The following is a 12,815-nucleotide window of genomic DNA, read 5'->3' as shown; positions in this document are numbered from 1 at the left end:
CCCGGCGACTAGTCAGGAACCCGGGCGGACCGGAGTTGCCTCAGTCTCAGCCTTCTTCTGCTGATTCACACTCGAGCCATTATCAGAGTAGAAGTCATCACCCAGAAGCTCACGCAAATCTTTCAACTGGTCGCTCACAGCGTCCAGGGTGACAATCGAACCCACCCACTGGGCAGGGGCCTGCACCTGCCCTTCCAGCTCCCTGTGTAAAGCAGAGGCCTCCCGGTAGATATCCTGCCGCTCAGTCTCACGCTGCTTGTCTTCAGCAGACGCATCGGGTGAAAGATCCACCTGCCAGGTGCGGGCCTCCTCAACCCTAACCCGTTGCGCCTCAAGCTGCGCAGGAATAGTACACTCAACGCCCTTTGAGTAGAGCCCCACACCGTCACTCGCAGCCTCCTGCTGAGCCTGCGAAATCTCACCGTAGAACTCGTCCTCAGCCGTGGTGAAAGTGGTCGCAACCATGCCAGCGCGTGCCATCTCGCGATTAATGAAAGCGTCACCTGCATACACGGCAGCCTCAACATAGCCGGTTGACCCACGCTGAGTCTCATCAAAATTCAGGGTCACCTGGGTACCCACAGGCAGCTTCTCGACCAAAAGGTTCTTCGACTCATCAACCAAACAGCTACTAGAATTAGCCACACCGTTCGGCGAGGGCGCAGCAACGTTAATAAGGCGAACCTGCTTTTGAGTACCACCAAAGTCAGCGGTAAAGGTATTGGCCGAGTCAACGGCCACCACAGTCGCGGCCATACCATCGGTATACGTCACAGCAGGCGTAGCCTCCACAGAAGAGCTACCGCCCTGCCCACACCCGCTCAAAGCAAGGGCGGCAACGGCAACGAAAGGCACCAAACGCTTCACGACAGATTCCCCTGTTCTGCCCTATAGGCCGCCTCGCGGTACATGCCAAGCGGGCCCTGATCAGCGAAAGCCCGCGAATGGTTGTAACGGTAGAGCCTAGGCGGGCGATGACGGGTACCCTCCACACGGCGGCCGGTATCAATAATTGACTTAGACGCAGCAATCTGCCGGCGAAAATTAGCCGGATCAAGAGGCCTGCCCAAAATCGCCTCATACACCTCACGCAACTGTGCCAAGGTGAACTCCTCACCCAAAAAAGAATGAGCGATACGCGAATACTCCACCTTATTCTGCAGACGGTAGAGGGCATACTCCACAATTTCATTGTGGTCAAAAGCCAAAATCGGCAGCTCGTCAACAGGGAACCAGCGGATATTCTCATGAACGCGGGTACGGTTCACCTCAGTCTGCGGGATAGAAGCCCAATAAATCACCGAAACCACACGCTCATGCTCATTCTCCTCGGACGGCACCGGCAAAGAACCGCCCTCACGCATAAGCTTATAGTCGGGAGTACGGTGCACATCACCAAAAGCATAGAGCTGCTCCAGATAACCCGGCACCAGGCCGGTCGCGCGCTTGAGGGTGAAGCCAGCCGCCTCCTCCAACGACAAATCAGGTTGCAAAGGCCCCCCAGGTAACGCCCACTGACCCTTATAAGGTTCACGCAACCGCCGCACCAGAGGCAGCCACAGTGAATGATGTGACTCGCCCTCCTTGCGGCGTAAAGCCAGGATCACCGTAGAAACCGCCAACGAAACCGACGTATGGTCAGCATCAAGGTGCTCTTCGTGACGGCCCTGGGCGGCATTCGGCAAAGTCATAAGGACCCCTGTCAGGTACTAGAAAAAGTCAAACAGTCCCCATAACGGGGCTACTCAACCTATTCTAGTCAAACAAAAAGCTACAAACTCCTCGCGCTCGGTCGCCTTGTTGCGCTTAGCGGCTCCGCAGGCTCCGCCGATTCGCCAGCTACGAAATTTTCCAGCCTCACAGGCTCGGCTGATTCAGCAGGCTCTTGCGTGCTCGCGCGCTCGCACCCGCCTGCTTCATCCCTTCGGTCGAGCTGAAAATTTCTCCGCAAGCTACGAAATTTTCAGCTCTCCCATTTCATCCCAGTCGTTGCCGTCGATAGTGCGGGAAATAATCTTAGGAGTTTCGGTCAGCCAGGGCTTCATGGTCTCCAATCCCTTGGCAAAGTGGTCTGACTCCACGTGAGCTGCCGCGGCGTCGTCCTCAAAAGCCTCAACCAGAACAACCTCATGAGGGTCCTCAACACTCAGCGACCACTCAAACCACTTATTACCCGGCTCGGCACGGGTAGCCTCAGTGAACTCACGGGCCGCAGTAAGAAAACCCTCGCGGTCGCCGCCCCTAACCCGATACTTCACAACAATGAAAATCACATCAATCCCTCTCCATAGAAAACAGTGCACTTTCCATCTTTGCGAGAGCCCCACAAAAATGCAAGATGTAGCAAGAGCCTACCCATTCTTGCGGTGCCCTGCACCTCACACAGCCTCACACAGGAAAGTAATGTGGAACACTCCGACAAGCAGAGTATAGTGGTGACCTAAGTCATAAACACCTGTTCTGTAAAAGACTGCCTAAAGGAGAACATCCCATGAAAGCACTCGTCTACCACGGCCCCGGCAAACGTAGCTGGGACGAAGTCCCCGAGCCCACCATTCTGGAACCTACCGACGTCATTGCCCAGGTCGATACCACCACCATCTGTGGTACAGACCTGCATATACTCAAGGGAGACGTACCCGCCGTTGAGCCCGGCCGTATTCTCGGCCACGAGGCCATCGGCACCATCACCGAAGTTGGATCCGCCGTCACCGAACTACAAGTGGGAGACCGCGTTATCATTCCCGCCGTTACCAACTGCGGAAAATGCTCCTACTGTAAAAAAGGCCAGTACTCACACTGCCAGACCGTTGGTGGCATTGGCTGGATCTTTGGCCACCTCATCGACGGCACCCAGGCTGAATATGTGCGTATCCCTTTCGCTGAAACCTCCCTGCACAGAGTTCCCGAAGGCTTATCTGACGAGGACGTCCTGTTCCTAACCGACGCCCTACCCACCGGCTTCGAAATTGGAATCCTCAACGGCCGTACCAAGCCCGGCGACACCGTCGCAGTCATCGGTGCGGGCCCCGTAGGCCTCGGCGCCATTATGACCGCCAACCTGGCAGGCGCTGGCACCGTCATTACCGTCGATATGGACGAAAACCGCATGAACAAGGCCCTCGAACTCGGTGCCACTCACAAAATCAACGCGGGTGACCCCGATGCGGTAGAGAAGATTAAGGCCCTCTCACACGACGGCCTGGGTGTTGATGTTGCCATTGAGGCTGTAGGAATACCCGCAACCTTCAAGACATGCACCGACATCGTTCGCCCCTACGGTACCATCGCTAATGCTGGAGTACACGGCAAAGCTGTAGAGCTACCTATCCAGGACATGTGGATTTCTAATGTCTCCATCAACATGGGCCTGGTTAACTGCAACACCGTGGAGAACCTGCTGAATATGGTGCGCTCGGGCCGCCTGAAGGCCAAGGCTATGGCTACCCACCACTTCACTTTTGATCAGTTCGAAGAGGCCTATGATCTTTTCTCCAATGCAGCGGAAAACAATGCTGTGAAGGTGGTTATCTCACGAAGCCAGTAGCCATAAGACCCATTCAAGTAGCCCTGGCCCCGGCTCAAAACTTGTACCGAGCGCGAGCCTGGGGCTTGTGAAGGGGTTGTCAAATAAGTTTCAGCGCGGCCTGAGCCCTGATTGTTCAACAAGATGTAATCTGGGTCTATAACCCAGCACGCAGTGAGGCAATGTGGCCCGCGTGCTCCCACAACCCAAGGAGAGACATGGCAGACACCCGCGCCCCTGTCACCGCCCAGGACCAGGCCTCCAAGGGCCGCCGCGCCGCCCTGCTGGGCTCCCTCTTTCTCATGGCGACCAGCGCCATTGGCCCCGGCTTCATCACCCAGACAGGCCAGTTCACCTACCAGATGGGGGCAGCCTTCGCTTTTGCCATTCTGGTGTCAATCCTGATTGATATCGCCGTGCAGCTTAACGTCTGGCGCGTCATCGGTGTATCGGGCCGCAAAGCCCAAGAACTCGCCAACTCGGTGCTACCCGGCCTAGGCATCTTCCTGGCCGTCCTGGTTGCCCTCGGTGGCTTTGTTTTCAACGTTGGCAACGTGGCTGGAGGTGGCCTGGGCCTTAATTCCATGCTGGGTATGGATGCCACTACCGGCGGCATCATCACAGCCGTGCTGGCTATCGCCGTCTTTATCTCCAAGCGCGCGGGCGTGGCCCTAGATCGCATCGTTGTTGCCCTGGGCGTCGTCATGATTCTGGCGACCCTTTACGTTGCTATTGTTTCTAACCCGCCGGTAGGTGACGCCCTCAAAAATACCGTCCTACCCAGTGAAGTCAACTTTACCGTCATTACGACGCTGGTGGGCGGCACCGTGGGCGGCTACATCACCTACGCCGGCGCCCACCGCATGATTGATGCAGGTATTCAGGGCCCCGAGTACGTGCGAGACATCTCTCGCTCCTCGGTCACCGGCATCATCATCACCGGTGTCATGCGCTTCCTACTCTTCCTGGCCATTCTGGGCGTGGTAGCTACCGGCGTCGCCCTCGATACCGATAAGTCCATCGCCGGTCAGGCCTTTGGCATCGCAGCCGGTGAAATCGGTACCCGCCTCTTCGGGCTGATTCTCTGGGGCGCAGCTGTCTCGTCGGTTATCGGTGCGGCTTTCACCTCGGTCTCCTTCTTGACCAGTTCAAAGACCTCGGTCACCGTCAAGAACGCCCTGACCATCAGCTTTATCGTTATCTCAACCATCGTCTTTGTGATCGCCGGTAAGGCACCGGCTACCCTGCTGATTGTTGCGGGAGCGGTCAACGGCCTGATTCTACCGGTCGGTTTTGCGGTGCTCATGTTCGTGGCAACCTTCCGTTCCAAAACCCTGCTTGGCAGCTACAGGTACCCGCTCTGGCTCATCATTATTGGCTGGGCCTCCTGGTTGCTGACCATCTACCTGGGCTACAAGTCTCTCAGCGGAATTGCTGCCCTTTGGGGTAGCTAAATTAGCTCATTGGGGCTGTGGGGTACCTGCTATGCTGCGTTTAGAGCGTGCAGAACCGTCTGCATCTTGGCTTCTGTTTCTTGGAGTTCCAGTGTTGGTTGAGAACCCGCAACGATCCCGGCGCCAGCAAAAAGGGTAGTGCAGTCGGGGCGGTGGCGGGCGCAACGCAATACTAGAGACCAGCGGCCGTTGCCCTCGCCGTCCATCCACCCCACGAGCCCGCTGTAATACGACCTGGGTTCCTGCTCAAGCTGAGAAATATAATTCAGCGCAGATTCAAGTGGCACACCAGCTACTGCGGGGGTGGGGTGCAGGGCTAGGGCGATATCAAGCGAGGAAAGCCCTTCGCTCGTAGTAGCGGCGATAGGTGTACCCAGGTGCCACATGCTGTCGGTTTCTGTGATGGTGGGCTTGTCTGGCATGTTGAGGTCGGTGAGACCTATCTTTTTGAGGACTTCGCTGATGTACTCCACTACGTAGGCATGCTCCCGTAGGTCCTTTTCTGATGTGGTCAGTAGTGAAGTTGCCCGTGTAGGGCTGGGTTCGACTGCCTTGGGTAGGGAACCCGCTAGAGGGTGAGTAGTGAAGCGGCGGTCTTGAACATCGGCAATGACTTCGGGAGACGCCCCTACCCAATGTGTCTCTTGGCCGGTGTATGCTCTGAAAACATCGGCGGTGGGGCAGGCTGAGAGGAGGCGGGTAAAGGTGTGCTGTGCTGCGGCGTCACTACCTATGCCCCGGGCGTGGCTGAGGTGTTGTTGCCGGGCAAGGACGATTTTGTGGACGCCCGCCTTTGGTATGAGTTGCAGGGCGTGGGCAACTGCACTGAGGTATTGCTGATCGTGACTGCGTGATGGTGCTGCGTTACGCTGGGTGGTGGAGGTAGCTACTGGGTTTTCGGTTGCAGAGGAGCTCTCCCAGCGGTACTGGTCTGTGATCCACAGGGTGCTGGGTTGGAGCGTATCAAAGGGAATAATGCCACAGAGAATCCTGTGTGCAGCCCCGGCGGTCAGGAAATCTGAAATAAGTTCCGGGGTGATGGGCGCGTGTAGTTCGCAGGCAGTGTCGACAGTCAGCACCTTTCCCTGCGAAGCAAATTGAAAAAGGGGCGTTACTTTCTCTGGTGCCGGGGTCATCGCTGAGTTGCTCCTCCGTCAATCGTGAGTTCCTGAAGTGTGATGTGGCGGGCATCTTGGCTCATGAGAAATACAGCTGCGGGAGCGATATCTGCCGGGTCGGCAATCCTTTGTAGTGGAATACCGAGGCGGTACAGTTCAGGGCTACCAGCAATCGCTTTTTGAGATTGGTCTTTGCCTCCCCACATGGCCTTGACCATGGATGTCTTGGTGGTGCCGGGGCAGATAACGTTGCAGCGGATACCCGCCGAGGCGATTTCTAGCCCCAAGGAACGTGTGTAGTGGGAGGCAAATGCTTTGGATGCCCCATATGCTGCAAGCGATGCCCGTGGGCCAGGCGCTGAGTTTGACGCAATGGTGAGCAGTGACCTGCTGAGTGAGTCAATGGGTTGGGGGCTTTGCTGTATCATGGCGCGGGCAACTGCCTGGCTCACGTTAATCACTCCACGGATGTTGACGTCGATGAGGCGCTGCATATCGACTTCTTTCAGGTCGAGAGCTGGTCCGTGAGCTAGTACTCCTGCCCCGTTGACGGCTCCCGCAATGAGGTATTTTTCTTGAATGGTCGCCACCAGCTGCTCTACACACTGCTGGTCAGCTACATTGACGCTGTGGTGGTGGACGCGGGAGCCAGGAGCGTCTCTTGGGGGTGGGGTGATATCTAGGGCGTGGAAGTGGTAGCGGTCGAATTCTTGAACAGAGAGAAAGTGGGCTAGGGTGGCGGTGCCAATACCGCCGCGAGCCCCGGTGATGATGATGCAGGGTGGCTGATTCATGCTATTGCTTCTTGCTCCTCATGCTGTTTGGCTGCCGTGATGATGTCACGGGTGAGCAAAACCTGGCCGCAGCGTTGGCTAACGTAAGTGAGGGCCTGCCGGTGGTTTTCTTCAGAAAAATCCGCTTGAGCGTCTGCGATAAAGAAAACTTGAAAGCCCCGCATAAAGGCTGATAGCGCGGTTGTCATGCACCCGATGTGTGAGTAGATGCCGGTAATCCATAGTTGTGTCTTAGCGTGGTTGCGCATTCGGTCTTCTAGGTCTGATCGGTAGAAGGCGCAATAGCGCCATTTGGTCAGCACGGTGTCGTTGGGGTGGGGGGTGAGTTCCTGAATAATGTGTGCAGCGTGCGGGTCTTGTAGGCCCGGGCCCCAGAAATCCGTGAGGAGTTGCCGATCTGCTGGGTCTTGCTGGGGCGGTTGTGCGGTAAAGACGGTGGGGATGTCTAGGTCGGTTGCCATACGGTGGAGTTGTTGGATGTTGCGGATGGTTTGAGTGATTTGACTGTGCGGGGTTCTGTCGAATGCTTGGACGAAGTGGTTCTGCATATCGTGTACCAGGAGTACCGCCTGGTGTGGGTCTGGTTGCCACCGTGTTCTGTTGGCAGGTAGGGACGAGGTGGAGAGGCGGTAGGAATCAATGGAGGGCAACATGGGGAGCTTTCAAGAATCAATAGTAAGGTCTGCCTAATTAATAATTATGTTTAACCTAAGCTAAAGGTCTTTGTCCTTAAATTCAAGATGGAAGTTACGCAGTGTGCTGGCGGGTAGGGCGCAGAGCGCTACCCGGTGGTGAGTGATGTGGGGGTGGGTAAGGTCTTCGAGAATCCCCCCTGTGAGTGCGTCGGGGAGTGCGGGGGTGGCGATGGTACCTAGAAAGTCACGAGAAGGTTCACGTAGCAACCCCGTGCCCAGGGCCTTGAGGAAGGCTTCTTTGCGCGACCAGAGTTGAGTGACATTGTGGGGTGCGCCCTCTGTACCTGCGAGCACGAGTTGCCTTTGTTCATCCGGGTGCAAAAAGGGCTGTATGGACTGCGCTGTTGCTGGTGAGCAGACTTGCTCAATATCTACTCCAAGAGACCATTCAGGGCCCCCAAAAACCAAGGCGGTGTACTGCTGGCAGTGAGACAGTGAAAATGACAGGTGCGCAAGCTGGGGTTTACCCAGGGGTGAGTGGTGAAGGCGAACTTCTGTAATGGTGCGCTCGAGTATCTGTGCAAGGAATGTTTTGAGAAGGACCCTGGAGAAAAGCCAGTGGTTCCGATGCTCGCTGTGTGGGATGGTGCGTGCTCGTTCTAGTTCGGCGGCGGCGAGGCTGCTGTCTGGTGGGTGTGCCAGGAAGAGTGAGTTGCGATTCTTGGGGGTGTTGGGGGCAATAAAGACGGGAAGGTCTTTGTGCGAGCCTCGCAGGGTGAAGCGGGTGAGGGTGCGCAGGGGGACGGTGCGTGAGGCTGTGGTGGCGCGCTGGGAAATGCTATTGAACTGGGGTGGTGAAGTAGTAGCCATAGAACTTGTTGTAGGTAAGACTTAATTATATGTTAGGTTAGCCTATACTATGTATATGGATTCATAGTTATCGCTTATCCCGTACGAGGTTGTTTCCATGACCAAGCCCGCCCCAACAATCTGGATCAAGGCCCTCTACCCGCCAGATACTGCACGCCTATACCGTGACCTCGGGTATTGGATAGATCAAACCATCCCAGAATTTTTGCGAGAAAAATGTCACCAACATAAGAATCGAGAGGCGGTCGTTGGCCATACTGCACAGCTTGCCACCGAGAATCCGGGTAACGCGCTTGTGCGTCTCACCTATCACCAGCTCGAACAGGAGGGGCAAGCGGCTGCCCAGCGCCTCATCGAACAGGGAGTGAAACCCGGTGACGGTGTGCTACTACAGGTGGGCAACACGGTGGAATATCCAATCTACCTCCTGGGTATCTTCTGGGCAGGGGCCCTGCCTATCTTCTGCCTCCCTCAGCACCGACACCATGAGCTACTACATTTTGCCCGGAAGGCCCGCCCCACCGCACATATTTTTTCAACGACCGCGGAAAAAGGAACCTACCAGGATGCCTATGATGCGTACTCGAACGAACTCCGGGCTGACGGTATAGCCCCTCCCCGGATTATTGATATTTCCCAGCCTCTCTCGCCAGCAAAAAACGGTGATCCAGATTTTCCTGCCGGTGCAGTGAACACTGAGTCTGCCTACAAGAGTGAGCACATTGCCCTCCTGCAGCTATCGGGGGGCACCACAGGTACCTCCAAGCTCATTCCACGTAGCCACGCAGATTACCTCTACAGTGTGCGTGAATCGGTGAAAATCTGTCAGCTTACCGGCGACGATAGGGTTCTCACTGTGCTACCCTGCGCCCATAATTTCACCATGAGTTCCCCCGGTTTCCTGGGGGCAATGGAGGCTGGAGCAACCGTAGTGCTAGCCGCAGACCCCAGCCCTCAAACCTCCTTCTCCCTCATTGAAAGCGAGAAAATCACCAGAGTGGCTCTGGTTCCGCCCCTGGCTCAAGCCTGGCTTGCCTCTGCCCAGCGCCGCCGCCCCGATCTCTCGTCCTTGCAGGTCATGCAAGTAGGCGGAGCCAAACTGCTACCCTCAGTGGCCCGAAGCATCATGTCGCACTTGGACGTTAGGGTGCAGCAGGTCTTCGGTATGGCCGAGGGGCTGGTGAACTACACCCACCTCCAAGACCCTGATGACCTGGTTGCTACTAGACAGGGGAAGCCCATCAGCCCCCACGACGAAGTGCGTATCGTTGATGATCATGATGCTCCCGTGGGAGAGGGGGCACCCGGGCACCTGCTCACCCGAGGCCCCTATACCATTCGCCAGTATTTTGATGAAGAATACGCTAACCAATCAAGCTTTACCGTAGATGGCTACTACCGTACCGGAGACATCGTGCGAAAATACTCCGACGGGTACTTAGAAGTCACTGGCCGAGCCAAAGATCAGATTAATCGTGCGGGAGAAAAAATTGCGGTAGATGAACTTGAAGAACTCGCGGTGCGGCACCCCCGAATCCACGATGCCGTAGCACTGGGCCTTCCTGATGAGAAGGTCGGTGAGCGCATAGCCATGGTACTGGTGCCCGTGGCAGAGAAAGGGCCGAACCCCACCGCGCAAGAGATGCGTCAGCACCTCCTTGACTGCGGACTGGCTACCTTTAAAATCCCCGAAAAATTTAGGACTATCGGCCAGCTCCCCTTGACCAATATAGGAAAAATTTCACGTAGAGACCTGCGCTCATCCTTACAAGAACTTTTCCAGAAAGAAAACAAATGACTCAGCAAGAAACCCTGCGCCACCTACTAGCTCACTACCTAAAAGAACCAGAAAACTTGGCGCTTGCCTTCGATGAACCAGACAGAGATCTTTTTGCCCTGGGGCTCGATTCTATGTCTGCCTTTGCGCTGATTGATGATCTCCAAGACCAGGGCGTCAGCCTCGACTACGTCTCCTTCCTGGCTCATTCAACGGTGAACGGTCTGCGAGAACTTATGCGTTAGGAAGTTTCGCGCTCGCAAAAAAGTGAGTGAGTGCATCTACAATGCCCTGCCGCCAACAGGCGTAATCGTGACCGCCCTTGTAGATGCGGTGGGTATGGTTGACTGTGCGCTCGGTTAGAACTTCGTGAAAGGTAAGGTTCCAGCCCAAGAGATAGCCTTCGTTATGCCCCACCTCGTGAAATATCTCGATGGTGGGTGATAGCGGGGCTTCAAGCCACTGCTGAAGTACCTCCCCTTCTTCTCCAGGGGCCTCTTGCTTATGCCACCAGAAGGATCCAGACTGAACAACTGCTTTGGCAACTGTGCCCGGGATGTTCTTGACTGTCTGCGCTGCGGCCAAGCCACCGAGCGAGCTACCAGCGATAACACAGTGGTCAGCTGCTGGTAAGGGCATATGGGTGCCTGCCCAGGGGAGCCCTGTAGAAGTGAGCCACTGCGACAGGTAGCCTTCGCACCCCAAGAACCGGTCTCGCTCAAGCTGCTCTGCGGGGTCTAAAAACAGTACCGCACAGGGGGCCGAGGCAAAAAGAATCTGGTTCAGGTGCGACACCGCTGGCCAGAGCGGGTAGTTCTGCAAGTAAACCTGGCCATCACACACGATGAGTAGCTTATCCGCACGATTGGGCGCGAACAGCTCCACCCGGACGCACTCGCCTGGCTCAAGCCCCGCCAGCAAGGCTGAGTGGGAGCTCTGGAATGCGAGAGCTGAAGCGTCTGCTAGCTCCAGAGCACTGGGTTCCACGATGGCTTGGCGCCGAAGGCCTGTGTCTAGTAAGGGGTAGAGGGGCTGGGCCCGGCCAAAAAAACCTTTCCACTGAGCCCTGGTGGCTATCCCCGCCAGCTCTTGCTCTGTGGTGCGAATACTCTCTAGGGTGCATCGCAGGTTTGCGTCTATCACAAACCTGCCGTAGTGCACTGCTCTGCCTTCGATGTGATGCCGGGTAAGGATGAAAGGCCCCAGGTCATGTTTGTGCATATGAGTGAGGGTGTCAAAGACCGCTACTACCTGTTCGTCTGCACTTGAGCAGCTCAGAACGATGACCAGCGCCTGCTGGTTTGGGGTATCTACGGCTTCGGTATAGAAGCCCGATAGTGGGTGGCTACCTGCAGTGCGCAGTAGCTCACGTACCTGCTGGGGGAGGTGGTGGGGGGCGTCCTTGCGAGCCGGTGTAGGTGGGCAGAACTCTGTCTGTTGAATCGCAGTCAGGTTGAGAGTTCGGCGGCCTGTGTGGGTATCAATCATTACGTAGCAACCGTTAACATTCAAAAGTTTGATTTGCCTAATACACATTTAAGGATATCCTAAATATCAATGTTGTTTAACCTAATCTCTAGTGACTCGGCAGGTAGCACACCTCAATGTACTCACCCAAAATGTATAGTCACCCCAATCTCGCGGGCCACACCACCTCCAAAAGGATATTCGTCATCGCTGTATCCAGTGTCTTGCTGGTGGGCTGCGTTGCCCTGTCCCTAGCGGTGGGGTCTTCAACGATTCCCCTCACCCAAGTCATCCACTATCTTCAGCACCCAGACGCATCACATGAGAGCTACATCATCAACGGCATGCGCCAGACCCGCACGCTGATCGGTATTTTGGTTGGCCTCTCGCTAGCCGTTGCTGGGGCCGTCATGCAGGCTATTACCCGCAACCCCCTGGCAGACCCGGGCCTACTCGGCGTTAATTCGGGGGCGTCTCTAGCAATTGTCTTAGGGGCAACCGTAGGGATTGCAACCAGCACCGCAAGTCAGGTCCTTTTAGCCTTCTTCGGAGCCCTTGCAGCCAGCGCCCTGGTCTACCTGATTGGTCATACCGGAATCACAGCGGGCTCACCTCTGCGCTTAGTGCTTGCTGGTATCGCCTTTTCAACAGCCAGCGGCGGGGTAATTAGTGCCCTGCTCATTATCAACCCTCAGGTTTTCGACGCTTTTCGGTTTTGGGACGTAGGAGCGCTGACACGGACCGACGTATCCCTCTGGTCACTGGTGTTGCCTACCGTCGTGGGGTTAACCCTGATTCTCTTCATGGCCCCGGCGCTGTCATCATTAGCTTTGGGCGATGACATAGCGACCTCTCTGGGAACAAATATAGCGCTCACACGCACCTGCTCTCTAGTCGCTCTGACCCTGCTGTGCGCAACTGCAACAGCCGCTGCCGGGCCCATCAGCTTTGTAGGTTTGATGGTCCCCTACATCGCTGGTGCTCTAATCGGTGAGAGCCGTGGTTGGATTATCGCAGCGTGCGCAGTGATGGGCCCAGTGCTGGTACTGAGCGCAGACGTGTTGGGGCGAGTCATCATGAGACCGGCAGAGATGCAGGTCGGTTTGCTGACTGCCTTTATGGGCTCCCCGGTCTTGCTCTACCTGGTATTCACCATGAAAGGCGCAAAGTAAGC

13 protein-coding genes are annotated in these 12,815 nt (G+C 56.1%); 5 read left to right on the top strand and 8 right to left on the bottom strand.

Features of this window, described 5'->3' with window-relative positions; translation table 11 throughout:
* Positions 1-12: 12 nt before the first annotated feature.
* The 3 genes from L6966_RS05480 to L6966_RS05470 form a co-directional block, all read right to left on the bottom strand.
* A complete protein-coding gene (locus L6966_RS05480; protein ID WP_083092381.1) occupies positions 13-867 on the bottom strand; it encodes a thermonuclease family protein in 855 nt (284 codons plus the stop codon).
* Positions 864-1,691: an NUDIX hydrolase gene (locus L6966_RS05475; RefSeq protein WP_083092383.1), complete on the bottom strand. Its 828-nt coding sequence runs from the start codon at positions 1,689-1,691 to the stop codon at positions 864-866. The genes L6966_RS05480 and L6966_RS05475 overlap by 4 nt, the downstream gene beginning before the upstream one ends.
* 261 nt (positions 1,692-1,952) lie before the next feature.
* The gene (locus L6966_RS05470; RefSeq protein WP_237233039.1) at positions 1,953-2,273 is read right to left on the bottom strand and encodes a putative quinol monooxygenase; all 321 of its coding nucleotides are present in this window, start codon (positions 2,271-2,273) and stop codon (positions 1,953-1,955) included.
* Positions 2,274-2,491: 218 nt separating this feature from the next.
* Between L6966_RS05470 and L6966_RS05465 the strand changes: the two genes are divergently transcribed.
* Together L6966_RS05465 and L6966_RS05460 are read left to right on the top strand one after the other, a co-directional pair.
* Positions 2,492-3,547, top strand: coding sequence for a zinc-dependent alcohol dehydrogenase family protein (locus tag L6966_RS05465; protein ID WP_237225113.1), 1,056 nt, complete (start codon positions 2,492-2,494; stop codon positions 3,545-3,547).
* 197 nt (positions 3,548-3,744) lie between these two features.
* On the top strand, positions 3,745-4,980 hold the full coding sequence (locus L6966_RS05460; RefSeq protein ID WP_237225114.1) for an NRAMP family divalent metal transporter: 1,236 nt from the start codon (positions 3,745-3,747) through the stop codon (positions 4,978-4,980).
* Positions 4,981-5,009: 29 nt separating this feature from the next.
* Here the strand turns inward: L6966_RS05460 and L6966_RS05455 are convergent, their stop codons facing one another.
* From L6966_RS05455 to L6966_RS05440, 4 genes are read right to left on the bottom strand one after another with little or no spacing between them, the layout of a single operon-like run.
* Positions 5,010-6,116 carry an isochorismate synthase gene (locus L6966_RS05455; protein WP_083092392.1) on the bottom strand — a complete coding sequence of 369 codons (1,107 nt, stop codon included), beginning with the start codon at positions 6,114-6,116 and terminating at the stop codon, positions 5,010-5,012.
* Positions 6,113-6,892, bottom strand: coding sequence for an SDR family oxidoreductase (locus L6966_RS05450; protein ID WP_237225115.1), 780 nt, complete (start codon positions 6,890-6,892; stop codon positions 6,113-6,115). The genes L6966_RS05455 and L6966_RS05450 overlap by 4 nt, the downstream gene beginning before the upstream one ends.
* Positions 6,889-7,545 (bottom strand): isochorismatase family protein, encoded by a 657-nt coding sequence (locus L6966_RS05445; RefSeq protein ID WP_083092396.1) that lies wholly within the window; start codon positions 7,543-7,545, stop codon positions 6,889-6,891. Before L6966_RS05445 ends, L6966_RS05450 begins: the two co-directional genes overlap by 4 nt.
* A 60-nt stretch (positions 7,546-7,605) precedes the next feature.
* Positions 7,606-8,397 carry a 4'-phosphopantetheinyl transferase family protein gene (locus L6966_RS05440; RefSeq protein ID WP_237225116.1) on the bottom strand — a complete coding sequence of 264 codons (792 nt, stop codon included), beginning with the start codon at positions 8,395-8,397 and terminating at the stop codon, positions 7,606-7,608.
* Between the two features lie 97 nt (positions 8,398-8,494).
* Between L6966_RS05440 and L6966_RS05435 the strand changes: the two genes are divergently transcribed.
* Both L6966_RS05435 and L6966_RS05430 read left to right on the top strand, forming a co-directional pair.
* On the top strand, positions 8,495-10,195 hold the full coding sequence (locus L6966_RS05435; protein ID WP_237225117.1) for a (2,3-dihydroxybenzoyl)adenylate synthase: 1,701 nt from the start codon (positions 8,495-8,497) through the stop codon (positions 10,193-10,195).
* A complete protein-coding gene (locus L6966_RS05430; protein WP_083092402.1) occupies positions 10,192-10,419 on the top strand; it encodes an acyl carrier protein in 228 nt (75 codons plus the stop codon). The genes L6966_RS05435 and L6966_RS05430 overlap by 4 nt, the downstream gene beginning before the upstream one ends.
* Here the strand turns inward: L6966_RS05430 and L6966_RS05425 are convergent.
* On the bottom strand, positions 10,409-11,662 hold the full coding sequence (locus tag L6966_RS05425; protein WP_237225118.1) for an alpha/beta hydrolase: 1,254 nt from the start codon (positions 11,660-11,662) through the stop codon (positions 10,409-10,411). The genes L6966_RS05430 and L6966_RS05425 overlap by 11 nt on opposite strands.
* A 116-nt stretch (positions 11,663-11,778) precedes the next feature.
* On the opposite strand from L6966_RS05425, the gene L6966_RS05420 reads away from it, so the two are divergent.
* Positions 11,779-12,813, top strand: coding sequence for a FecCD family ABC transporter permease (locus L6966_RS05420; RefSeq protein WP_237225119.1), 1,035 nt, complete (start codon positions 11,779-11,781; stop codon positions 12,811-12,813).
* The last annotated feature ends 2 nt before the right edge of the window (positions 12,814-12,815 follow it).

Origin of the sequence: Rothia nasisuis (assembly GCF_928381405.1) — a bacterium.
GTDB classification, from domain to species: Bacteria; Actinomycetota; Actinomycetes; order Actinomycetales; family Micrococcaceae; genus Rothia; species Rothia nasisuis.
This window is presented reverse-complemented; position numbering and strand designations above follow the sequence as displayed.